This window comes from Shewanella phaeophyticola (genome assembly GCF_025398315.1).
In the GTDB taxonomy this organism is placed as follows: domain Bacteria; phylum Pseudomonadota; class Gammaproteobacteria; order Enterobacterales; family Shewanellaceae; genus Shewanella; species Shewanella phaeophyticola.
In genome coordinates this window covers 1686909-1712416 of record NZ_JAODOQ010000001.1, presented here as the reverse complement: position 1 = coordinate 1712416, position 25508 = coordinate 1686909, and the positions used below count along the sequence as shown (strand labels likewise).

General features: G+C 42.0%; 16 protein-coding genes, 3 tRNA genes and 4 pseudogenes. 9 read left to right on the top strand and 14 right to left on the bottom strand.

Features of this window, described 5'->3' with window-relative positions; translation table 11 throughout:
- Positions 1-158: 158 nt before the first annotated feature.
- Complete coding sequence (gene serC / locus N4T56_RS08050) at positions 159-1250, bottom strand: 3-phosphoserine/phosphohydroxythreonine transaminase (protein ID WP_261732846.1); 1092 nt, start codon at positions 1248-1250, stop codon at positions 159-161.
- A 212-nt stretch (positions 1251-1462) separates the two neighbouring features.
- A complete protein-coding gene (gene gyrA, locus N4T56_RS08045; protein ID WP_261732845.1) occupies positions 1463-4174 on the bottom strand; it encodes a DNA gyrase subunit A in 2712 nt (903 codons plus the stop codon).
- A 388-nt stretch (positions 4175-4562) separates the two neighbouring features.
- On the opposite strand from gyrA, the gene ubiG reads away from it, so the two are divergent.
- From ubiG to yfaE, 5 genes and pseudogenes are all read left to right on the top strand, one after another.
- On the top strand, positions 4563-5285 hold the full coding sequence (gene ubiG, locus N4T56_RS08040) for a bifunctional 2-polyprenyl-6-hydroxyphenol methylase/3-demethylubiquinol 3-O-methyltransferase UbiG (RefSeq protein ID WP_261732844.1): 723 nt from the start codon (positions 4563-4565) through the stop codon (positions 5283-5285).
- A 94-nt stretch (positions 5286-5379) separates the two neighbouring features.
- Positions 5380-6042: an HAD family hydrolase gene (locus N4T56_RS08035; RefSeq protein WP_261732843.1), complete on the top strand. Its 663-nt coding sequence runs from the start codon at positions 5380-5382 to the stop codon at positions 6040-6042.
- 536 nt (positions 6043-6578) lie between these two features.
- A pseudogene (gene nrdA / locus N4T56_RS08030) lies at positions 6579-8868 on the top strand (class 1a ribonucleoside-diphosphate reductase subunit alpha).
- A gap of 67 nt (positions 8869-8935) precedes the next feature.
- Positions 8936-10066 (top strand): class Ia ribonucleoside-diphosphate reductase subunit beta, encoded by a 1131-nt coding sequence (gene nrdB / locus N4T56_RS08025; protein WP_261732842.1) that lies wholly within the window; start codon positions 8936-8938, stop codon positions 10064-10066.
- The gene (gene yfaE, locus N4T56_RS08020) at positions 10056-10421 is read left to right on the top strand and encodes a class I ribonucleotide reductase maintenance protein YfaE (protein ID WP_261732841.1); all 366 of its coding nucleotides are present in this window, start codon (positions 10056-10058) and stop codon (positions 10419-10421) included. Before nrdB ends, yfaE begins: the two co-directional genes overlap by 11 nt.
- 62 nt (positions 10422-10483) lie before the next feature.
- Here the strand turns inward: yfaE and N4T56_RS08015 are convergent, their stop codons facing one another.
- Together N4T56_RS08015 and N4T56_RS08010 are read right to left on the bottom strand one after the other, a co-directional pair.
- A complete protein-coding gene (locus tag N4T56_RS08015; protein ID WP_261734777.1) occupies positions 10484-10783 on the bottom strand; it encodes a 2OG-Fe(II) oxygenase in 300 nt (99 codons plus the stop codon).
- Between the two features lie 144 nt (positions 10784-10927).
- Positions 10928-11401, bottom strand: coding sequence for a YciI family protein (locus N4T56_RS08010; protein WP_261732840.1), 474 nt, complete (start codon positions 11399-11401; stop codon positions 10928-10930).
- A gap of 228 nt (positions 11402-11629) precedes the next feature.
- Here N4T56_RS08010 and N4T56_RS08005 point away from each other — a divergent pair.
- Positions 11630-12497, top strand: a pseudogene (locus N4T56_RS08005) (PA4780 family RIO1-like protein kinase).
- 675 nt (positions 12498-13172) lie between these two features.
- On the opposite strand, the gene N4T56_RS08000 reads toward N4T56_RS08005, so the two are convergent.
- The 5 genes from N4T56_RS08000 to N4T56_RS07980 form a co-directional block, all read right to left on the bottom strand.
- Positions 13173-13574: a hypothetical protein gene (locus tag N4T56_RS08000; RefSeq protein ID WP_261732839.1), complete on the bottom strand. Its 402-nt coding sequence runs from the start codon at positions 13572-13574 to the stop codon at positions 13173-13175.
- A 221-nt stretch (positions 13575-13795) separates the two neighbouring features.
- A tRNA-Leu gene (locus tag N4T56_RS07995) sits at positions 13796-13881 on the bottom strand.
- Between the two features lie 49 nt (positions 13882-13930).
- Positions 13931-14004: transfer RNA gene (locus N4T56_RS07990), tRNA-Cys, on the bottom strand.
- Between the two features lie 41 nt (positions 14005-14045).
- A tRNA-Gly gene (locus tag N4T56_RS07985) sits at positions 14046-14121 on the bottom strand.
- Positions 14122-14603: 482 nt separating this feature from the next.
- On the bottom strand, positions 14604-16040 hold the full coding sequence (locus tag N4T56_RS07980) for a glyceraldehyde-3-phosphate dehydrogenase (RefSeq protein ID WP_261732838.1): 1437 nt from the start codon (positions 16038-16040) through the stop codon (positions 14604-14606).
- A gap of 200 nt (positions 16041-16240) precedes the next feature.
- Here N4T56_RS07980 and N4T56_RS07975 point away from each other — a divergent pair, with 200 nt between their 5' ends.
- Positions 16241-17071, top strand: a complete 831-nt coding sequence (locus tag N4T56_RS07975; protein WP_261732837.1) for a DUF2989 domain-containing protein — start codon at positions 16241-16243, stop codon at positions 17069-17071.
- 234 nt (positions 17072-17305) lie between these two features.
- Entirely contained in the window at positions 17306-18316 is a 1011-nt protein-coding gene (gene gap, locus N4T56_RS07970; RefSeq protein ID WP_188923313.1) for a type I glyceraldehyde-3-phosphate dehydrogenase, read from the top strand.
- 206 nt (positions 18317-18522) lie between these two features.
- Here the strand turns inward: gap and nadA are convergent, their stop codons facing one another.
- The 5 genes and pseudogenes from nadA to astE form a co-directional block, all read right to left on the bottom strand.
- Complete coding sequence (gene nadA, locus N4T56_RS07965) at positions 18523-19590, bottom strand: quinolinate synthase NadA (RefSeq protein ID WP_261732836.1); 1068 nt, start codon at positions 19588-19590, stop codon at positions 18523-18525.
- Between the two features lie 110 nt (positions 19591-19700).
- Positions 19701-21281: a dihydrolipoyllysine-residue acetyltransferase gene (locus N4T56_RS07960; RefSeq protein WP_261732835.1), complete on the bottom strand. Its 1581-nt coding sequence runs from the start codon at positions 21279-21281 to the stop codon at positions 19701-19703.
- Between the two features lie 9 nt (positions 21282-21290).
- Positions 21291-22267, bottom strand: a pseudogene (locus N4T56_RS07955) (alpha-ketoacid dehydrogenase subunit beta).
- Positions 22233-23448, bottom strand: a pseudogene (locus N4T56_RS07950) (thiamine pyrophosphate-dependent dehydrogenase E1 component subunit alpha). The pseudogenes N4T56_RS07955 and N4T56_RS07950 overlap by 35 nt, the downstream one beginning before the upstream one ends.
- 197 nt (positions 23449-23645) lie before the next feature.
- Entirely contained in the window at positions 23646-24665 is a 1020-nt protein-coding gene (gene astE, locus N4T56_RS07945; RefSeq protein ID WP_390904114.1) for a succinylglutamate desuccinylase, read from the bottom strand.
- Positions 24666-24898: 233 nt separating this feature from the next.
- On the opposite strand from astE, the gene msrA reads away from it, so the two are divergent.
- Complete coding sequence (gene msrA, locus N4T56_RS07940) at positions 24899-25378, top strand: peptide-methionine (S)-S-oxide reductase MsrA (RefSeq protein ID WP_261732833.1); 480 nt, start codon at positions 24899-24901, stop codon at positions 25376-25378.
- The last annotated feature ends 130 nt before the right edge of the window (positions 25379-25508 follow it).

Sequence of the window (25508 nt, the reverse complement as noted above, 5' to 3'; positions counted from 1 at the left end):
GAAAGACTATAAAGCTTATGCGGTTAAAAAGGGGTTAACAAACACGTATTTAAGCGTAAAACTGTGCAAAGATAAGTGATGAGTCATCCACAATTTACGCTAAAAGAGCTTTTATTGATTTAACGCCTCAGTTGAGGCGTTAGCAATGGCAATAACCGTTAAGCATGTTGTTGGGCAAATTGATTCATAAAATCAACCAGTTTTTGCACACCTGCTAATGGCATCGCATTATAAATGCTGGCGCGCATGCCGCCGACAATACGATGGCCTTTAAGCGCAACTAAACCCGCCTGCTCTGCCTGTTTTAAAAACTCGCCATCAAGAGTGTCATTGACCAATTGGAAAGTGACGTTCATGCGCGAACGATTGTGCGGCGCAACACCATTTTTATAAAATGGATTTGAATCGATACAATCATACAGTAATGCTGCTTTTTGTTGATTGACCTCAGCCATTGCACTCACGCCACCATTTGCCGCTAGCCAGGCAAACACTTCTGATGCCAAGTACCATGCAAACGTGGGCGGCGTATTAAACATTGAGCCATGCTCAACCGCAACACGGTAATCCATGATAGACGATTGTGGCAATGCAGGTAACTTAAGCATGTCGTCACGTACAATCACAATTGATAAGCCCGATGAGTCAATGTTTTTTTGTGCACCAGCATAAATAAGACCATATTTACTGACATCAATGTCATGAGACATAATGGTCGATGACAGATCGGCAACCACTGGCCATGGGCTTTCTAGCTCTTCAAAGATTTCAATACCGTCAACGGTTTCATTAGAGCAGTAATGCACATAACGATAGTCTTTATCGATAGCATTAAGATCTGGCAAATTAACCTGGTTTAGTCCGTCAACGTTTTCAACAATATTAAGACTGTCAATTTGACTTTCACCAACCATTTTGCGTGCTTCAATAACTGCCGAAGACGACCATTGGCCACTGATTAAATACAAGGCACGGCCGTTGTCGCCTAAAAAGTTATTCACCACATTAGAAAACTGAGCGCGGCCACCACCGTGCATAAATAACACGTGATAGTTTTTTGGAATGTGCATTAACTGGCGCAAGGTGGTTTCAGCCTGCTCAGTTAAGGCGATAAACTCTTTACTCCGATGGCTTATTTCCATTACGGAGACACCAAGACCATTCCAATTGATTAATTCCTGTTGTGCTTTTTGCATTACAGCTTGAGGTAACATCGCAGAATCCGCACAGAAATTATAAATCGCGCTCACAGACAACTCCTTGATTCAGTTTGTACTCATAACAATCATATGCCCTGTCGACACAACTGAGCATACGATTACTATCATAATAGCCGTTAATACTAAGGGCTTTATGTGCTGTTGAATAGGCCTTTATTTACCTATTTTGATGAATAATTTTCCGCAAAATAAAACGAGCGCCCTTAGGCGCTCGTTATCATTGCATTGGTGTTACGTTCAGGTTATTCCTGTTCGTCACCTTCTGCATCATCAGCTACGTCTGTTGCAGGTTGCTCTGCAGCAACTTCACCTTCAATCGCATCTGCAGGCACAATCACATTACCGTCAGCATCGAGTAGATCTTCAGTTTGAATTTCTTCAATACGTTGCAAGCCAACGACTTTCTCGTCATCTGCGGTACGGATGATGGTCACACCTTGAGTATTACGGCCAATGATTGATACGCCTTCTGCAGGCGTACGAACAAGTGTACCTTTATCACTAATAAGCATGATTTCGTCGAAATCACCGACTTGAACGGCACCAACAACCGAACCGTTACGTTCGCTCACTTTAATCGATACCACACCTTTAGTGCCACGGCTCTTCGCTGGGTATTCGTCTAGTTCAGTACGCTTACCATAACCGTTTTCAGTTACCGTTAAGATTGCGCCATCACCTTTAGGTACAATCAGTGATACCACTTTTTGACCGTCTTCAAGCTTAATACCACGTACACCCGTTGCTGTACGACCCATTGGACGTAATGCAATGATTTCTTCACCCGTTTCAGTATCAATCTTCACTTCACCGGTTTCAGAATCACGGGCTTTTTCGTTAAAGCGAACCACTTTACCTTCGTTAGAGAACAACATGATGTCATCGCTACCTTCAGTAATGTCGACGCCAATTAATTGGTCGCCATCTTTTAGGTTCACCGCAATAATGCCGTTTGCGCGAGGGTTACTGTAAGCTGTTAATGCCGTTTTCTTCACGGTACCGTCAGCGGTCGCCATGATGATGTATTTGTCATCAGCGTATTCACGTACTGGTAAAATCGCAGTAATGCGCTCACCCTCAGACAGTGGTAACAAATTAACAATTGGACGGCCACGAGCTGTGCGGCTCGCAAGCGGTAACTGGTACACTTTAAGCCAATACATTTTACCAAAATCAGAGAAACACAAAATGGTGTCATGGGTGTTAGCAACCAATAGTTTTTCAACGAAATCTTCGTCTTTAACTTTAGTTGCTGCTTTACCTTTACCGCCACGGCGTTGTGCTTGGTAATCAGACAATGGCTGGTACTTGGCATAACCTAAGTGCGATAAGGTCACCACAACGTCTTCTTCATTGATTAAGTCTTCAAGGCTCATATCAATTTCGTTAGCGTTGATCACGGTGCGACGGGCATCGCCATATTGTTCTAGAATTTCTTCTAGTTCTTCTTTGATGACTTCCATTAAACGCTCTGGACTACGAAGGATCAATAATAGACCCGCAATGAGCACTAATAGGTCTTCGTATTCAGCTAAAATCTTGTCATGTTCTAAACCGGTTAAACGGTGTAAACGTAATTCAAGAATCGCTTGCGCTTGTTGTTCTGTTAAATAGTATTTGCCGTCACGGATGCCATACTCAGGCTCTAACCATTCAGGACGTGCAGCATCATCGCCTGCTTTTTCAAGCATGCCTTGTACATGGCCTAATTCCCACCCTTGTGCAACTAACTTCACTTTCGCTTCAGCTGGTGTTGGAGAGGCTTTAATTAATGCAATGATTGGGTCGATGTTCGCCAGCGCAATGGCAAGTGCTTCAAGAATGTGAGCACGTTCGCGCGCTTTACGCAGTTCAAACACGGTACGGCGAGTAACCACTTCACGACGGTGAAGAATAAAGCACTCAAGCATTTCTTTAAGGTTAAACAATTTAGGCTGACCATTGGTCAATGCCACCATGTTAATACCAAAAGAACACTGCATTTGCGTTTGAGCATATAAGTTGTTTAATACAACTTCGCCCACTTCGCCGCGCTTGATTTCAATCACGATACGCATACCGTCTTTGTCAGACTCGTCGCGTAAACCGCTGATGCCTTCAATCTTTTTGTCTTTTACTAGCTCAGCAATTTTTTCAATTAACTTAGCTTTATTCACTTGATATGGAATTTCATGAACGATAATGCGTTCACGACCATTATCTTCGATTTCGATTTCAGCTTTAGAACGCATCACAGCTCGGCCGCGACCCGTTTTATAGGCATCAATAATGCCTTTACGACCGTTAATCGATGCTGCCGTTGGGAAATCATGGCCAGGAATGTATTCCATTAACTGTTCAATCGACAAGCTAGGCTCTGCGATTAAGGCTAAACAGCCTTGCACAACTTCAGTTAAGTTGTGTGGCGGAATATTGGTCGCCATCCCCACCGCAATACCTGAAGAACCGTTAATTAACAGGTTAGGTACACGGGTAGGTAATACCGCAGGAATAAATTCTGTGCCGTCGTAGTTAGGAACAAAGTCGACGGTTTCTTTTTCAAGGTCGGCAAGCAGCGAGTGCGCCAACTTTTGCATACGGATTTCGGTGTAACGCATTGCAGCTGCAGAGTCACCGTCGACCGAACCAAAGTTTCCTTGTCCGTCAACTAAGGTGTAACGAAGCGAGAAAGGTTGCGCCATACGAACAATAGTATCGTATACAGCGGTATCACCATGTGGGTGATATTTACCAATTACGTCACCAACAACACGAGCGGATTTTTTATATGGTTTGTTCCAATCGTTTTTTAATTCACTCATGGCGAACAATACGCGACGGTGAACTGGTTTTAAACCGTCACGTACGTCAGGTAATGCACGACCCACAATTACACTCATGGCGTAATCAAGGTAAGAATTCTTAAGTTCGTCTTCGATATTAATTGGCGAAATAGATGATGCCAGATCAGTCATAAACTGCGCGTTCCCCTAAAATTAGCTGACAATAAATATTCCATATTATTATCTAGCTTAAAAACGTGATTTGGCATTCTAACACAGATAATTAATGTCGCCAGAGCAAACACCAGCCAAATGTACTATGCAGGGCAAAATTTATAAAAAAGCCAATATTTTCAGCAAATTTAGTATATTCACTTGCTAAATATATCGACTCAATATGCCGACATAAAAGCCAAACTGCTGCAGCTTTAAGCGCTTTGGTTTATAAAAATAGTCAGCCGCGATACTAAACGGTGATTTTATAACCAGCACAACCTGGCAAAAGCGTAATGTTGACTACTATTCGCTAAGGTAATCGTTATAATAACCGCCATACATTATTAGACACTTAGGTTAGCTTATGTCACACGCTGAACAATTACCGGCCAATGTTGATCCTGAAGAAATCGCAAAATTTGAAGCCATGGCGCAAACTTGGTGGGATCTTGATGGCGAGTTCAAACCATTACATTTACTGAACCCACTACGCTTAAATTATATTGATCAAACCTCAGGTGGCGTATTTGGTAAAAAAGTATTAGATGTTGGTTGTGGTGGCGGGATTTTATCTGAAAGCATGGCGCGTATTGGTGCAAATGTTGACGGCATCGACATGGGTACTGAACCGTTAGAAGTGGCAAAGTTGCATGCATTAGATTCTGGGGTAACAGTAAACTACCTTAAAACGACGGCAGAAGAACACCGCGATAATCATCGTCAATACTATGATGTCGTCACCTGTATGGAAATGCTTGAGCACGTACCAGACCCACAATCGGTTATCCAGGCATGTTGTGACATGGTTAAACCTAACGGATTTGTATTTTTCTCGACCATAAATCGCAATTTGATGTCTTACTTGCAAACGATTATTGGTGCCGAGTATCTATTGAAAATGCTGCCAGTCGGAACTCATGACCACAGCAAGTTTATGCGCCCATCTGAGCTTATGGCTCTGATAGATAACACAGATTTATTGTGTAAAGACGCCCTCGGCATTACTTACAATCCATTATCTGGCGTATTTAAATACACTAATAGTGTCGATGTAAACTACATGATTGCCACACAAAAAACCGACTAACTGTATTTACCAATCAAGTAACACCGATAAACACTAAGTTTATCGGTGTCCTGCTCTCAAGCTTCATTCCCCTCAGGATAAAAGGAACCACACAGTGCATAAACATGATGTTAAAGGCGTGCTATTTGATCTTGACGGTACCCTTGCGGATACCGCGCCAGACTTAGTTTATGCACTTAATTTAAGTTTAGATGATGCCGGTTTTAGTGCTCAACCCCTTGATAAGATGCGTCATGCCGCATCCCATGGCAGTTTATTTCTGGTTAAAACCGCGATTCCTGATGCAGATGAAGCCTTGCAGATCAGTATTCAGCAAGGACTATTACAACATTATGGCCGTATAAACGGTCAGCACAGTCGTCTATTTGATGATTTACCAGAGCTGCTGACTTTATTAGACCAACAAGGGATCCCTTATGGGGTGGTCACCAACAAACCTGCCCGTTTTGCTCGGCCATTGGTTGATAAACTCGGCTTAACACCTCATCTTAAAGCCATGGTAAGCGGTGACAGTACTCGCCACGCTAAACCGCATACCGCGCCTATGTTGTTAGCGGCACAGCAAATCGCAGTCCCGCCAGAACACATTTTATATCTTGGCGATGCAGAGCGTGACTTAGTGGCCGCTGACAATGCCAACATGCATGGTGGCGTTGCGTTATGGGGTTACTTGTCTGCAGCCGACAATCCACATTTATGGCCTGCTAAACGCCACTTTGAGCATGGCGCGTCGTTAAATCAATTTTTTGTTGAATAAGCCAAGGGTGAATTGCAATCACATTCAGAATAATTGTGCTCAATTGATTACGGCCAACGTCGCAGATCAAATAGGCTAAAAGATCAATCTAAAAATGGGCTGATTATTTTGATCGCTGCTTATTTTAGCGATCAAATTTTTCTAATCTATCGATTGAAAAAACATCACCTATCAAAAACACTATAAAAAATTGGGCTCTAGGGTTAGCCGTTACTAACCCTAGCCGTTATCCTCAACTTATCCACAAGAAGTTAATGTAATTGTGGCTTGCAAATCAACTCAAACCTCACTATCTTGTATCTCAGTTAATAAATAACACCATATCTTGTGTGTGGGTAACAATCAAAACACTACGTTGTTGTCGTACAAAAGGCGTAGTTAGTATCGTGAGTGTAGTGTAGATAGACATTGCCGTAAGTCCATTCACATTGATTGTTTTAACATGGAACTGTTTTGTGATTTGTTCTGATCGAATCAAAGCTACAGCATCCTGAACATGATCACATGACCAGATATAGAACCAAGGCCTCTCTTCAATGAATAGCAATATGACAGTCACTAAACGCAGTGGCGAACGTGAAAATATCGATTTAGATAAAATTCATCGCGTAATCACTTGGGCAGCCAAGGGATTAAAAAACGTCTCAGTATCTGAAGTTGAACTTCGATCTCACCTGCAGTTTTTTGACGGCATTCCTACAGAAGCCATTCATGAAACCATTATTAAAGCCGCTGCTGACTTAATCTCGCCAGAGTCGCCAGATTATCAATTTTTAGCGGCTCGCCTTGCGGTATTTCATTTACGCAAAAAAGCCTTTGGTCAGTTCGAGCCACCTAAGTTGTACGATCATGTGACGCGTTTAGTGGAAATGGGCAAATATGATATGCATATTTTGGCCGACTACACTCGTGAAGAAATCGACATTCTAGACAGCTATATCGACCACTGGCGCGATATGAACTTCTCTTATGCTGCGGTTAAGCAGTTAGAAGGTAAATATCTGGTGCAAAACCGTGTGACTCATGAAGTTTATGAAAGCGCGCAGTTTTTATATATTCTTGTGGCGGCGTGTTTATTTGCACGTTACCCAGCAGATGTGCGCTTAAAGTACATTAAAGATTTTTACGATGCGACCTCACAGTTTAAGATTTCATTACCTACACCTATTATGTCTGGCGTGCGTACACCTACGCGTCAGTTCAGTTCATGTGTATTAATCGAATGTGATGACAGCTTAGATTCAATCAACGCAACGGCATCTTCTATCGTTAAATATGTCAGCCAACGTGCAGGTATTGGTATTAACGCAGGTCGTATCCGCGCGTTAGGTAGCCCTATTCTGCGGCGGCGAAGCATTCCACACAGGTTGCTTGCCTTTTTATAAGTATTTCCAAACTGCGGTCAAGTCTTGTTCTCAAGGTGGCGTACGCGGTGGTGCAGCGACCCTATTCTACCCGTTATGGCATTTAGAAGTTGAGTCGTTACTGTATCCTTAAAAACAACCGTGGTGTTGACGACAACCGTGTTCGTCATCTTGATTATGGTGTACAGCTAAACAAACTCATGTACCAACGTTTGATTAAAGGCGAATACATCAGTTTATTCAGCCCATCAGACGTACCCGGCCTTTACGACGCCTTCTTTGAAGATCAAGCCGAGTTTGAACGTTTATACCTTCAATATGAACAAGACAATAACGTCCGTAAAAAACAAATCAAAGCGGTTGAGTTATTCTCACTAATGATGCAAGAACGAGCTTCTACTGGCCGTATCTACATTCAAAACGTGACCACTGTAATACTCATAGTCCGTTTGACTCTAAAGTCGCGCCAATTAAGCAATCTAACTTATGTTTAGAAATTGCATTGCCGACTAAGCCAATGAATAACATTGATGATCCCAATGGTGAAATCGCACTTTGTACACTGTCTGCGCTTAACTTAGGGGCAATTGAAGATTTATCTGAACTCGAGCCGTTAGCCGACTTAGCCGTACGTGCCCTTGATAATTTATTGGATTATCAAGATTACCCAATTAAGTCCGCACAGCTTGGTTCAATGAACCGCCGTACCCTAGGTGTTGGTGTGATTAACTTTGCTAACTACCTCGCTAAAAATGGCAAGAAGTACTCAGACGGTTCAGCAAACAACCTGACTCACAAAACCTTTGAAGCGATTCAGTTCTATTTATTGAAAGCGTCAATGAACCTTGCTAAAGAAAAAGGTGCATGTCCGTTATTTAACGAGACCACTTACTCGCAAGGAATCTTACCTATCGACACTTATAAACGTGACCTCGATAAGATTTGTGATGAACCATTACATATGGATTGGGAAACACTCCGTAGCGATATTAAACAATACGGTTTACGTAACTCAACCTTGTCTGCATTAATGCCGTCTGAAACATCATCGCAAATTTCAAATGCGACTAACGGTATCGAGCCTCCACGCGGCTTAATCAGTGTTAAGGCCAGTAAAGACGGACAATTAAAGCAAGTAGTACCTGACTTTGACCAACTTAAAGACAAGTATGAATTGTTATGGAACATGCCAAACAATGACGGTTACATCCAACTTGTTGGCATTATGCAGAAGTTTATTGACCAGGCAATTTCAGCTAACACTAACTACGACCCTAGCCGATTTGAAGGCGGTCGTGTACCCATGCAAACCTTACTTAAAGATTTGTTAAGTGTGTACAAGTTAGGAGTTAAGACTTTGTACTATCATAACACCCGTGACGGCGCTAAAGATCAGTTTGACGACTTGATTGCCGTAGAGGAAGAAGATGACGGTTGCGCAGGCGGAGCTTGCAAGATTTAATCATCTAATGGAATTATTAGCGGGGACTTCCCCGCTTTTTCAAATGCGCTTTCAGGACACCTAAATAATGGCTTACTCAACATTTTGTCAAACACCTAACGATGCCACTAAAGAACCTATGTTTTTTGGCCAATCAGTTAACGTGGCTCGCTACGATCAACAGAAATATGAAATCTTTGAAAAGCTGATTGAAAAACAATTATCGTTTTTCTGGCGCCCCGAAGAAGTTGATGTCAGCCGTGACAAAATTGACTTTGGTGCTTTACCAGAGCACGAACAGCACATTTTTATTTCAAACCTTAAATATCAAACCCTGCTTGACTCTATTCAAGGTCGTTCGCCTAACGTGGCGTTTTTGCCGTTAGTGTCTTTACCAGAGTTAGAAACTTGGATTGAAACCTGGTCGTTTTCTGAAACCATTCACTCACGTTCATATACCCATATTATTCGTAATATCGTTAATAACCCGTCAGTGGTATTTGATGATATCGTCGAAAATGATCACATCTTAAAACGTGCAGGTGACATTGCCCGTTATTACGATGACTTGATCAAGCTAACTCAGGTGCATAACCTGCACGGCTCGGGCACGCATATCGTCAACGGTGAAAAAATTACCGTCAACTTACGCATTCTTAAAAAGTCACTGTATTTATGCATGATGTCGGTTAACGCACTCGAAGCGATTCGTTTCTATGTAAGCTTTGCGTGTTCATTTGCTTTTGCAGAGCGACGTCTAATGGAAGGTAATGCCAAAATCATTCGCTTAATCGCCCGTGATGAAGCCTTACACCTTAACAGCACTCAGCACATTTTAAGCTTAATGCAAGGTGGTAAAGACGACCCTGAAATGGCCGAAATTGCCATTGAGTGTCAACAAGAAGCTTACGACCTGTTTGTTAAAGCCGCTGAACAAGAAAAAGAATGGGCTAAGTATCTGTTTAAAGACGGTTCTATGATCGGCCTAAACGAACAAATTTTGTGTCAGTATGTTGAATATATTACTAACCAACGTATGAAGTCAGTGCATTTACCACAACCGTACGAAGAATCTTCAAACCCACTTCCGTGGATGAAAAACTGGCTAGAAAGCGATGCTGTTCAGGTGGCTCCACAAGAAGTTGAAGTGTCTTCTTACCTTGTAGGACAAATTGATTCTTCTGTCGATGGCGATGAGTTTTTAGACTTTGACTTATAAGAAGTATTTCAAAAAAGCCCCAATCGTAAGCTTGAAAGGTCAACCCGTTATCTTGTTTGACGGCAAACATTCAAGCTTACTAGAAGCGCTTGAGTCGAAAAAAGTAAAAGTATTTTCAGAGTGCCGTAATGGTTTTTGCGGCGCCTGTAAAACTACCGTGATTTCGGGTGAAGTGAGTTACCTTACCCAGCCATTAGCTGAACTAAAAGCTGATGAATGCCTACCCTGCTGTTGTATACCAGAAACCGACCTCAACCTTAAGCTGTCTTGCCAGGGTGTTGAGATAGTCGCAAAACGTCAATACAACACTCATCAACCTGCTCCACTCCTTACCAAGCTCGCACAAGAAAGCTAATCACCCACGTTTTTACTGCATAGGCTTGCATAAGTGTCACGCGTGATACATAAGAGAGCCTTTTAAATGTTCACTGCAATGCTTAATAAAACCCGTTTATCGGACTGTATCTTAGTCACGCTATGTTCATAAAGATCAGGGCGAAACAAATACACGCGATTAAACAGATTTATAATGTATTTTTTACAGGTAAAGACTCCCCCAACATGAGGCTGTTTAATCACCACATTGAACTTGTAGTATCGTCCTTGCTGCACAGGATCAACGTGTGTCATCACTCGATGATTCTCTTGATAAGTCACTAAATTAACGGAAAATACTCGACTACTGAATATCGTTTTGTTCACTACATTGGCCATAATAATCCTTATCAACTAAACAAAGGATATTGTACCTGTTATACCTCAGAGGCTAACGCCAAAAGACCATTCAATTATGCATATGTTATTAAGTTTTCATCCGCTCTCAATATTCGTGGTATAAAAAAACCATAAACCATTGATAAATTACATCAGCGTTTTGGCAAGCGTATTATGGATAGCGTTAACTTCCATTAATGCAGCACTGCCATACCAGGGTACTAATTCCATGACCAAACTGCCTGCTTTAATTGCAGGATCGGTTGCAGTTAATTGTTGAGCCTGTTCAATGGTTTCTACATCGAAAATATAAATCCCGCGTAAATCACCATCCCCCCAAAATGGACCAGCTAATACCAATTTACCCTCTTCGGCTAAACGTCCAATATTGGCCATGTGTAACCGTTGCAGTTCATCCGCTTCTGCTTTAGGACGATCACGATTTGTACCACGTTTAAGAAATGCCATTACATAGCGTTTCATACCGTATTCATCTGCCCCTGTTTTTGCCGCACGAGCTTGATCAAACAATGGATTGACCTGTGTTTTGGCCTGTAACGGCGATGACATTATCGCGCTTATCATCAATAAACTGACTAACATACGAGAATGAGTTTTCATCGGTATTCCTTTTGTGTGCTAAAAGACGATTATCAAAGCGATACACCAACAAGCCCTTACCTTACCCGAAACCCATGCAAACTGCTGCACTGACAACAAGGTGAGTCAATACAAACTCCTGACGTTTTTTAGACAGCAATTGTATAAAAAATGCCGCTTACCGATTCAACAGAAAAATAGTCTGCCAAAATATATCATCCTTGGCACAACTCATGTATAACGGGCGCTATGAAAACCCCAATACGATTACAACCTCTGGTTGACGATGGCCTTATTGACGAAGTCATAAGCCAATTGATGAGCGGTAAAGAAGCCACGGTCTATATGATCCGCTGTGGTGACGCTATCCGCTGTGCCAAAGTCTATAAAGAAGCGACAAAACGCAGCTTCAAAAAAGCAGCACAATATCAAGAAGGACGTAAAACCAAAAATAGCCGTCGTGGCCGCGCGATGGAAAAAGGCTCTAAATACGGCCGCGAAGAACAAGAGAAAGCCTGGCAAAATGCAGAAGTAGATGCATTGTATCAATGCGCAGCAGCGAAAATCCGCGTGCCTGTGCCTTACGGTTGTTTTGACGGCGTATTATTGATGGAGTTGATCACCGACGCAAACGGCGATGTCGCACCGCGTTTAAACGATGTTAACTTAACCCATGCACAAGCCATGTCACAGCATCACACCATGATGGGCTATATCGTTCGTATGTTGTGTACCGGTATTGTGCACGGTGACTTATCTGAATTTAATGTATTAGTTGATAGTCATGACTTCAGTGATCATCGACTTACCACAAGCCGTCGATGCATCCGCTAACAACAATGCCAGAGTCATGTTATATCGTGATGTAAATAATATGACCGAATACTACGGCCAATTTGCACCAGAACTGCTACAAACCAAATACGCCAAAGAAATGTAGGCTCTATATGAGCAAGGTGAATTAGAGCCAGATACCGCACTCACAGGCTTGTTTGAAGACGACAATAACTCGGCTGATATAGATTCGGTACTTGAAGAAATTAACGCCGCCTATGAAGAAGCGCAGTTTAAACGCGAACGCCAACAGGCGATTGATAATGATCATTATGATGATTAAGCCATTATAATCTGGCGGAACAACAACCTCCTTTAATATAGTCCTAACTCTAACGTCGTCCCGGTTAGGCTTTTGAGCCGCTTCAGGTGTTTGCTTTTTATGGTTTTCGGCCACTAACACTTGAGACAGCAATTCCCCCTGCGCGGCGAAATACTGTGTCGTCCCGGTAATGCTCTTTAGCCGGGATCCAGGTGTTTTGTTCTTTATGGCCTGCGGCCAATAACGTCGTGGCGCTTCGCCCACACCAGACCAAGAGGAAACCAACGGCTGTTCCCTCTTGGAACTCCCAGCCGCCACATCAAAATTATCTGAAAAGCGATAATTTCGCGACGTGGTCAGATCCAGCTTTTAACTTCGTCTGAGTGTTCTTCGGCCTTATTCGAAAATGCTAACGCTTCAGATGGGGCGTCCCTTCCCCTCTAAAGCTAGCTCGCCATCCATGGCTAGCTCACGTCATTTTCTTCAACGGCCTCAAGTTCAGAGTTGAATTTAGGCATTTCAAGCTGAGGCATCTAACTCATTTATGGACAAAAATTAGCTTAATGGATAAGTCTTAAACTGTTTTTATAAAAGTTTACCCTGACCTAACAAATTTAAATATTACATTTGAAAAGTGTTCAATCGGGCTCAAACTCAAAGTTTAATTTAGTTTAACGAAATGGTGCCATAGTATATTTAATATAACGACTTAATTTGAATCTCATTTGTGTCAAGTAAATAATCATTCTCAGCATTGCTATAAGCTCTAGGTGTACCATTTAGATTTAAAGCTGAATCAGAAGCTTGCTTTTTTGTTGCTCGCGCACACAACTTATTACCGAAAATTGATAGTTTACTCTCAATAATAGGTCTAACGTTATAACCGATGGCTGTTCCGATACAAATACCAAGAAAAGCAGGTACAAGGGCTGGTATTTGATAAATTAAAATAAACCATGCACCTACTTGACCAGAAATTGCAAAATAGATAAATAACAGAATGTTACCAATCACATATACAAATAAAACATATCTAAATTTCAGTAATGCACTAAGAATAATAAAAATAACTGAAACTATTAAAAAATACATCACCATTGTTTAAGCTCCATCCTTAGAACGATGTTAAACATAATAACTTATTGAATAGTTAACCAAGCATAACATACTAATATCACCCATAACTTGAACATTCAACCAGAGCGCGAGGGATTTTGCTTTTGACTTTTATCCTTAACAATCAAACTCAAATCTCAGATGTAAAAAAGCCCCGACTAATGTCGAGGCTTTTTTACACCATACTTAACGTATGTAAAGGATGGTACCCGAGGCCGGACTTGAACCGGCACGCTTATTCAGCGAGGGATTTTAAATCCCTTGTGTCTACCGATTCCACCACTCGGGCAAAGTGTTGTTTTAACCGTTACCATCAGTAACCATTAAACGCAATTCTGTGGAGGCGCGACCCGGAGTCGAACCGAGATCGACGGATTTGCAATCCGCAGCATAGCCATTCTGCCATCGCGCCATGCTTTACCAAATTCAAATCCATCGGAGGAGATAAGAAATTGGAGCGACATATCGGGTTCGAACCGATGACCTATACCTTGGCAAGGTATCGCTCTACCAACTGAGCTAATGTCGCATTTTCAATCTTCGTACATGCTATTTTTAACACTGCGAGAAAGGTATCGTCTTTCAACCTATCCAACTGATCTAATGTCGCATTGTCAATCTTCGTACATGCAATTTTTAACACTGCGAGAAAGGTATCGTCTACCAACCTATCCAACTGAGCTAATGTCGCATTTTAAATCTTTACATCTTTGTAGTCTAGGATGTTTCCCCTGACTGCGGAATGGCATTCTACCGATTTGATCTGGATAGTCAATCAATAACAACAGGATTATTGCAACAAAATGACTGTTTGGTGCATAAATCATCATAGTGGTTATTATTTAGCAATTTGAGTCAAATTATTACCACAAACAATCACATTTATATAATGTTTTAACGGCGTGACTGAGCTTATCACTCTTCTACATAATGCTAGCAAAACAAAAAGCACCTCTTTTGAGGTGCTTTTAATCTAATCTCTATCAACAGAGTATAAATTACTTTCCAAAGTTATACGTTAGGTAATGATAATGTGGTTAATCCCAACATTTTTTGCATCACGCCAACAACTTGACAGCTGTAACCAAACTCGTTGTCGTACCAAACATATAAAATTGCACGCTTACCTTCTGCAATGGTCGCCTGCGAGTCAACAACACCAGCGTAACGTGAACCCACTAAGTCACTTGATACAATCTCTGTTGACTCGGTAAAGTCAATTTGATTTTGTAAACAAGATTGCAGAGCGATGTCTTTAAGGTATTCGTTTAATTCGTCACGGTTGGTTTCAGCGTTCAAATTCACACTGATAATCGCCATTGACACATTAGGCGTAGGTACACGAATAGCATTACCCGTTAGCTTACCTTGTAAAACCGGTAGTGCTTTAGCCACGGCTTTGGCGGCACCCGTTTCAGTAATAACCATGTTTAATGGCGCACTACGACCGCGACGCTCAGCACTGTGATAGTTATCGATTAAGTTTTGATCATTGGTGTACGAGTGAATAGTTTCAACGTGACCATTTTCAATACCGTACTTATCGTTAACGGCTTTTAGTACTGGGGTAATGGCATTAGTGGTACAACTTGCCGCCGACACAATTGTGTCTTCGTCTAAAATATCATTTTCATTGACGCCATATACCACATTCTTAATTGCGCCTTTAGCTGGTGCTGTTAGCAATACTTTGCTTGCGCCAGGGCTTTTAAGGTGTAAACCTAAACCATCTTCGTCTTTCCAAATACCGGTATTATCAACGACTAATGCGTTGTTTATGCCATATTGAGTGTAATCAACTTGGTCTGGAGAATTGGCATAAATGATTTGAATATACGTACCATTAGCGATGATGGCGTTATTTTCTTCATCAACTTCAACTGAACCGTTAAACGGATCGTGTACTGAATCACGGCGCAATAAACTGGCACGCTTTTCTAAATCACCTTTTTTACCACCACGTAATACAATGGCTCGTAAACGCATTTTATTGCTTTTACCTGTACGTTCAATCAATAAACGGGCAAGTAGACGACCGATACGACCGAAACCGTAAAGCACAACATCACGTGCAGGAGTATCATCACCATGGTTTACTGCAGGTGCTAATGCGTCAGCCATATAAGCTTCAATACCGCTTGCATCCTTGTTGTTACGCCAGTAGTTGATCGCCAATTTACCGATATCCACTCTGCAATGCTTAATGGCTAATTTGCTAAGTGCTTCAACAAATGGGAAACTTTCGCGAAGGCGTAACTTTTCACCGACATGACGACGTACTAAACGGTGTGACTTAATGATTTCGATGGTTGATGCGTTCAATAATGGCTTACCATATACCATTACCTCAACGCCTTGGTTGCGATACAACTTGCCAAGCAATGGTTGCATTGCTTCTGCCATTTCGAAACGTTCTTGCCAGCTCTGTAAATGTTTATCTGCGCTCATGTAGGGATCCTTTATCTCACTTTTCCAGTTATCTAACAGAAAGGTTTGAGTAACAAAAAGAAAAGACCAATAATAAGTTTATTGTATGGGCAAAGCCCTCTTGGTCGGCGACATTGTAATGAAATATCAACAATTTCGCCAGTAACAAATTTTCGCTAAATATGTAATTTTATTAGGCAATTTAGTGCATGGAGACGATTTTGAGTCGAAATTTTGTATTAATTACATCATTTACCGCTATAGGGGCTATATTTGGTCTTTTTGGCTGCAATAATGACCGTAATAGCGACCTGATTTGTAAAAATAATCCTGAACTTTGTGCAGATTTACACAAAGATAGTTGGTGTCGGTTTGAAAAAGGCGACCTTATTCGCCACCGCTACTTATTAAAACAAACGCCTGAGCCCAGCGGCAAACAACTTTATCAACAATTAATCTACCTTGAAGACTACAGTCATTGCATTGAACTTGCTGCGGGCGTCAAACATAAGCTCAATACCGACCGCACCCGAGACCGTGAGCGAGCATTTGCAGTAAGCACTCAAACATTAGCCGAATTACAAGAATTTACTCGCACCAATAATGATGTCTATTTAGCCTTTTATCGCTGGATGCGTTTTAACGATCAAGCGGGCTTAGAAATTGTTGAGCAACACTATCAACAAGGCCAGTTATCTGACCCATACATGATTAGTCAACTTGCTGCACACTATGTTCGTTCGTCGCCAGACAACGCAAAAAGTTTGTATTTACACCTTTTAGGCACAACTGACTCTAGCCAAATAAATCCAGATTGGTTTTTAGCGCTTGCCTCAATTTATCGGCATCAACAAAATCCTGAAAAAGAATACCTGTTAACTCGGGCTTATTTATTACTCAGTTTACAACATGCTGATGAAGCCCAATTGTTGGCCATGGTTCATGGCAACCAACAATTAGCGCTGACATTAGATTCACAAGCCACTGAACTGGTTGCAGCGGTTATGGCTGAGCGTTTTATGGGCAGTGAAAGTGAAATGTTGTTCAAATAAACTAGGACTTTTGCGGTCTGAATCGCGTAAAGCATCAATAGCTGATATATGCCAACTTACAAAACTGTGCTTAAATTATCTTCAAAACGTGCTAAATGTAAAAAAAATACGAAAATTATCACCCTAAATTGCCCTTTTTGGGTGATTTCACTTGACCATTACGGTTAATTTGGTAATTTTACAACCAGGCGATCGACATGCCACCAAATTATTTTATCACTTGAGGGATATGAGATGACTATCCGTGTAGCAATTAACGGCTATGGCCGTATCGGAAGAAATGTTCTACGTGCACTTTATGAAAGCGAAAAAGATTACCCAATCGAAATCGTTGCAGTTAATGATTTAGGTGATGCATCGATCAATGCTCATTTAACCAAGTACGATTCCGTACATGGTCGCTTTAATGCAAAAGTTGATCACGATGATGAAGCGATTTACGTCAATGGTGACAAAATCCTAACGTTCCAAGAACGTGACCCATCAAACTTGCCTTGGGCAGAATTAAACATCGACGTAGTGTATGAATGTACTGGTATTTTCACTTCAAAAGCCGCAGTACAACCACACTTAGACGCTGGCGCGAAAAAAGTGATCATTTCTGCTCCTGGTAAAAATGTTGACGCTACTGTTGTTTACGGTGTTAACCAAGACGTATTAACTGCAGACATGACAGTGATTTCAAACGCTTCATGTACCACTAACTGTTTAGCGCCTGTAGCTAAGCCGTTAAGTGATGCTGTGGGTATTGAGTCTGGTTTAATGACGACGATTCATGCATACACTAACGATCAACGTTTATCAGACGTATACCACACTGATTTACGTCGTGCTCGTGCAGCGGCAATGTCGATGATCCCGACTCAAACAGGTGCTGCTGCAGCTGTAGGTCTAGTAGTTCCTGAGCTACAAGGTAAATTTGACGGTTTAGCAGTACGTGTACCTACAGTAAACGTATCGTTAGTTGACTTAACATTCTTAGCGTCACGTGACACAACTGTTGAAGAAGTTAACCAAATCGTTGCCGATGCAGCTAAAGCATATCCACTTAATCAAGCGCTTGCGATTAACGAAGAGCCATTAGTGTCTATCGATTTCAACCACAACCCATTCTCATCTAACTTCGATGCAACACAAACACGTGTTAAAGGTCGTTTAGTCAAAGTAATGGCATGGTATGACAACGAGTGGGGTTTCAGTAACCGCATGCTAGACAACACTGTTGCACTAATGAATGCTAAGTAATCTACCTTGTAGATTAGCTAGTTGAATTTAGCTTAAGCGCCTCGCATTGATGCGGGGCTTTTTGTTACCTGCGGCAAATCATTTTTTATTCCATACGTCCTGTGTTCATCAACGTCTTAGCACCCAAAACCTAAGTAAGTTAACCCCGGTGCACAAAAAAGCCGACTTGATGTCGGCTCTTTTATGCTTGCTAAAGTAAACGCTGATTAAGCATTGCCCTTCACTTTCATGTTTAACTCTTTAGCAAAATCGAGCATCCGTGTCAGTGGGATAAGCGCTTTAATGCGTAGCTCATCATCGACAAAGATTTCGTGATTGGTTTTATCGCTATTGATCAATGACTGTTCAATGGCTTGCAAACCATTCATGGCCATCCATGGACAGTGTGCGCAGCTTTTACACGTTGCACCGTTGCCACCTGTCGGAGCTTCAATTAATGTTTTACCTGGCGCCGCTTGTTGCATTTTGTAAAAAATGCCGCGGTCGGTGGCCACAATAAACGTGTCATTTGCCATGGTTTGCGCCGCTTTGATCAACTGGCTGGTAGAGCCTACAGCATCTGCAAGCTCAACCACGCTTGCTGGTGATTCTGGGTGAACTAAAATGGCCGCACCTGGGTGCAGTTTTTTGAGCTCACGTAGCGCTTTGGCTTGAAATTCATCATGCACTATACATTCGCCCTGCCACAGCAACATGTCTGCGCCAGTTTGCTTGTTGATGTATGAACCTAAGTGACGGTCTGGAGCCCAAATGATTTTTTTATCTAGGCTGTCTAGGTGTTCTACAATCTCTAACGCAATACTCGAGGTTACAACCCAATCTGCACGCGCTTTTACCGCCGCGGAGGTGTTGGCATAAACCACCACGGTGTGGTCTGGGTGAGCATCACAAAAGTCATTGAACTCTTCGATAGGACAACCCAAATCTAATGAACAGGTTGCTTCAAGTGTTGGCATTAAAATGGTTTTTTCAGGACTTAAGATTTTGGCGGTTTCGCCCATAAACTTAACCCCAGCAACAATCAATTTTTTGGCTGGATGATCACGGCCAAAACGCGCCATTTCAAGCGAGTCAGATACACAGCCGCCCGTCTCTTCTGCTAAAGCTTGAATTTCAGGATCGGTGTAATAATGGGCGACTAACACCGCATTTTGGTCGATCAACAACTGTTTAATTCGTGCTTTATATTGTGCTTTTTCAGCGTCAGACAACACGGCAGGTTTGGGTGGAAACGGATACTCAATAGTTTCAATTTTAGGTGCCGACAGACTCATACAGGTTCCAATCTAGTGACAATATCCGAGTATTATACGAAAAAGAGCCTCAAAACAAAAGGACGCTTTATGCGTCCTTTTGGCTAAATTACTCTAATGTGCCCTTATGCTTAGCGCATGGTTAAAAGCATTTCTTGTGGTTTCTCTAGGTAATGTTTCCACAGATTACAGAAACGGGCAATGGTGCCACCATCAATGACACGATGATCGCCAGACCAACTCACTTGCATAATGTTTCGCGCTTCCACTTCGCCTTTAGCATTAAAGCGTGGCAACATCTGTAATTTACCTAAAGCAACGATGGCCACTTCTGGTTTATTAATAATAGGTGTAGCAACCGTGCCACCTAAAGCGCCAATATTAGAGATTGAAATCGTTCCGTCTTTTAAATCTGCAGGCAATACTCGTCCACTACGTGCTGCAATGGTTAAGCGGGTAATATCAGCAGCAATATCTAAAATTGATTTACTTTGCACATCTTTAACGTTCGGCACTAATAAACCGACTTTTGAATCCACAGCCATACCAATGTTATGACGAGATTTATAAGTCAGTTCGGTGCAATCTGCATTCACTTGGCTATTAAGTATTGGAAACTCGGTCATAGCAAGTGACATGGCTTTCATAAAGAATGGCATCATTGTCAGCTTAACTTCATTACTTGAGTGACGTTGTTTCATTTCTTCACGCAGAGTCACTAACTCAGTTAAATCAAATTCTTCACAGTAGGTAAAATGTGGAATAGTCGATACAGACTCAACCATCATCTTAGCCATCACCGCTTTAACGCCTTTAATTGGTTCAACACGATCAGCACCTGGTTGGCTAATGGTTGCCACTTCGGTACTGGTTGGCGTTGCTACACTCGACGTTGTTACAGGGATGACAGCAGGTTTAATCGCTAAACCTTGTTGATGACGTTCAATGTCTTCTTTATAAACGCGGCCATGCTTACCACTGCCATTAACCTCTGCGATGTTAATGTCTAAAGCTCGTGCCATACGGCGAACCGCTGGGCTGGCTAATGCTTTACCTTGTTTCGCAGGTTGACTAGAAACTTGAACTGTTGGGGCTGCAGTTTGTGCCACTACAGTGTCGGTAACCTGTGTAAAATCGACACTGTCCCCTTCAACTTCAATGGCAAATAACGGTGAATGCACTTTTGCTAACTGGCCTTTACGGTAATGCAATTTAACAATTTTACCCGCTTTCATAGCGGGTATTTGCACTAACGCTTTGTCGGTCATCACATCAGCTATGGGCTGATCTTCAACCACCATATCACCTTCTTCAACAAGCCACTCAACGAGCTCACACTCAACAATACCTTCACCAATGTCGGGCAGTAAAAAGTCTTCTATGTTTGACTGACTCGTACAAGAAACCTCTGAACGCCCTTCAACAACAGGCGTGACTTCTGCCGTTGGCGCTTGTAGTGACTCCATATTGTCGCTATCCATTTCAACGGCATACAAAGGTTGATGAACAATGGCAATATCGCCTTTGGCATAATATAGCTTGGTGATTTTTCCGGCATGCGGTGCAGGAATTTGCACTAACGCTTTATCGGTCATGACATCAGCAATCGGTTGATCTTCAGTGACGATATCACCTTCGCTCACTAACCAATCCACTAGTTCGCACTCAACCACACCTTCGCCGATGTCGGGTAAAATAAAATCTTTAATCATATCTTACTCCTAAAACGCCACTGAGGCCTTGATGGCTTCGAAGGTTTTCAACTCATCAGGCATGTATTCTTTTTCATGAATGAGCGGATACGGAGTATCTAATCCACACACACGGCTAATTGGCGATTCTAGTGATAAGAAACACTCTTGTTGAATGGTTGCTGCAATTTCACCGGCAAAACCACCGGTTAGCGGCGCTTCATGGTTAATCAATAAACGACCGGTTTTAGTCACGGATTTTGCCACCGTGTCGACATCCCAAGGCGCTAGAGTGCGTAAGTCGATAATTTCGCAAGAAATACCTTCTTTTTCAGCACGCTCGCAAGCCTTTTCTACAATTTCCATTTGCGCGCCCCATGCAAGCACAGTAATGTCGCGTCCTTGCTTAACCACTTGAGCTTTACCCAGTTCGATTTGGTAATCGCCCGCTGGCACTTCGCCTACTGAGGCACGATACAAGCGTTTTGGCTCAAAGAAAATCACCGGGTTTGGGTCGCGAATAGCGGCTAATAACAAACCTTTGGCTTGCTCTGGATTACGTGGAATAACCACTTTTAAGCCCGGTGTTTGGGTGAAATAGGCTTCAGGGGATTGAGAGTGATAATGACCACCGGCAATTCCGCCACCGTAAGGTGTGCGGAAGGTTAAGCCACCTACATCAAATTGATTACCACTGCGGTATCTAAATTTTGCCGATTCATTAACGATTTGATCGAATGCCGGAAAAATATAATCAGCAAACTGAATTTCAGCAACCGCAGTCATGCCATAAGATGCTAGACCATTAGCAAAACCTGCAATACCTTGTTCAGTTAGTGGTGTATTAAAACAACGGTCGCGACCAAACTGTTCTTGCAAACCAGAGGTTGCCCGAAAACCCCACCAAAGTGGCCAACATCTTCACCAAAAATTACCATGCGCTCGTCGGCTTTCATGGCAATTGATAACGCCTCATTGATGGCGTGTAACATATTCATTTGAGCCACGATTAGAGTCTCCTGCGCTTTTAGGATAGGCTTTTGGATACTTATTAATATGCTCTTTCAACTCTTTAAGCTGCTTTCTTAGCGCTGGGGTTGGTTTATCAAGCACGTCTTCGATGATTTCATCCAGTTTTGGGATAGGGAGTTTCTCAGCGACTTTTACTGCTGCTAACACTTCTTCTCGATATCGTTCAAATAACTTAGCTTCGTCAGCTTCGTTGCATCCAGCCTTTGTTAATCATCCATAATTTGAATCGTTTAACTGGATCATGTTGTTGCCATTTAGCTTCTTCTTCTTTCGAACGATAACCAGAAGGATCATCTGACGAAGAATGCGCACCTAAACGGTAAGTCATCGCCTCTATAAGTACTGGTGCATTATGTTCTATCGCATGGGCACGAGCTTGTTGCGTTGCTGCTAGTACTGCCAGCATGTCGTTACCGTCAACACGAATAGTGTGCATGCCATAACCTACACCACGGCTGGCAATACCGTTACCGGCAAACTGCTCTTCGGTAGGAGTAGAAATGGCATAACCATTGTTACGACAAAAGAAAATAACCGGTGCTTTGAGAACTGCAGCCATGTTTAATCCAGCGTGAAAATCACCCTCTGACGCAGCCCCTTCACCAAAGTAACAAATGGCCACATTACGTTTGCCTTGTAACTTCATACCATAAGCCACACCAGTTGCCTGTGGAATTTGAGTGGCAAGCGGCGAGGAAATAGTCTGGTAATTGAGCTCACGACTGCCGTAATGGATCGGCATTTGCCGCCCTTTACCTAAATCTTTTTCGTTACTGAACATTTGGTTCATAAATTGTTCAGTACTAAAACCGCGGTAACGCAATGAGGCATGCTCACGGTATTGAGCCAAAATGACGTCGTCTTTATCAAGTGCTGCGGTGCTGCCCACAATAGAGGCTTCTTCACCAGTACAGGTCATATAAAAACTAATTCGTCCTTGACGCTGCGCACCCAACATACGCTCGTCTAATACTCGAGTAAAAACACAAGTATCAAAGATTTTTTCAGCTAAAGTCTTGTCGATAACTGGCAATACCGCGTTTTCATACGTGGTACCGTCAGCTTGCAAAATGCGCAAAATAGGGATGTGCAATGACGCTTTGTCTAAGAAGCTGACACGGTGCACTGTTTCATTGGTCAGTGGTGCGTTGCTCATATTATGCTCTTGTTATTGTTGAGCGATATTCAATATTAATACCGCTTCATTTATATGGTTCAAGTAAACATTACGTTAACGTAAACTACCTATCAATACCTACTTTCACTGTAAACGCATTTTACTCACGATTAACATGTATATATTGCTTTACGACTACAGTTGACGATACTTGTTTCAGAATATCTTCAGCTGGATTAATTATTGATAATATTCTCGTTTGGTGCAGGCACCAAACAAAGCACCGTACGTTGACCAATCGGCACGTTCTCATTAGGAAATACTATCGCTTCTATTGGTTGCTCGACTGTGATTTGCTTGCCACCTTCTGTCGCTAACACTTCTCCCTGTTTAAACGCACTAAAATTTTTGGTGTCACCGGCAAAGCTAAACTCAAAATCATCAAAATGCTTATTAATTGAACGTGAAACCTTGTACAAATTGACTTTGCTTGGGTCAAACGTCACAACAGGCAATGTTGATTCAGTAATTAACTTTTCAAGCATAGTATGAGTTTGAGCAAATCGACTCATATCATTTTGGCCAAATGGCATCACTTTACCTAATTCTACGGTAAAGGCGTCTGCTTGAAATTGCTCAGAAGAGTAATAACTAAAGGTAGTGGTAGGCTCATGATGAAATAAGATGGTGTCAACGCCGCAATCAGCTAAGAACATCATTTGCTCGCCGCTGAATGCACGACCTGGGCGGTACGGATAAATGGCAAATTTTTCATGCTTTGATGGACGAATAGCCGTGTGTAAATCGTAATGAATGCGTTGGCGGTCACTGTTAGCATTATAGAAGTCTGCCACATATTGCTCTAGCGCTTTAGCACGATGGCGTTCTGGGTGGGTTAAGCCCTCACCTTTTGAATGAGCGCCACTGAATAACCGGTTCATATTTTCGTCTATAAACCGCGTTTTGTTGAGGATGGCTGCTGGATTACCAATTAAAAACATCACTCGTTGTTTAGCAATAATACGCTGGTTGAGTAAATCGCTAATGAGTTGGTTACAAATTTCGATGGGAGCCGTTTCATTACCGTGTACCGCACACGACAACACAATATCTTTACTGGCTGTTGCGGGAGAAAACACAATCACCCCAGTGTCTAGTACCTCAACGCGAGTATGTTGACCCAACATAAAGTCATACGCGGCTGGTAATTGAGTTGGATTTGCTAAAGTATAAGCTAAAAAATCATTGTTTATCATAAGGTCAGATAACACGATGAACTCCTTGTTTCATTATTATACGGCGCAATCAATACCACGTTCCTGTGGATTCATTTTGCACTTATTGGCGCGGATTCTATCATAGCCCTAACGTATTTTATTGTTGCTATAAGTTAGATTTATTTATTAATCAAAGTTTGCTTGCAAAAACAGAAAATATTCAACACAATTACAGCCATCTAGACTTCTATAATTTGTTTTAAGGGTATGTGATGGCGTTAGCAACATTTGGTGCAGGTTGTTTTTGGGGTGTTGAGTATTTTTTCCGTGAAATTAACGGAGTGAGTAACGCAACCTGTGGTTACATGGGCGGTAAAGACAGTGCAACCACATATAAAGAAGTCAAAAGCGGTGCTACCGGCCATGCTGAAGTCGTACAAGTTGAGTTTGACCCTGAAGTGGTCAGTTACAACGAGCTTTTAGAGGTATTTTGGAAAAATCACAACCCGACCACGTTAAACATGCAAGGTGGCGACATTGGTACTCAATATCGCAGCACCATTTTTTTCCACGATAAAGAGCAAAAAGCCCAGGCTGAAACCTCTAAATTGGCATTAGCGCGCAGTGGTAAATGGAGCCAACGCCATATAGTGACTGAAGTTGTACCACTACAAACATTCCATGTTGCTGAAGATTATCATCAAAATTACTTAGAAAAAAATAATCTACCGACTTGTCATTTAGTGTATTAATCGCTGTAACATTAAACGTCTAACCAATTTTATCAGCAATTCAGGCTGGCAAATGCTATTCATTAAGCAGCCTGAACAATAATATTTACACAATAGATTAGCGCAATCGATTTACTACTGTTAACTTCCC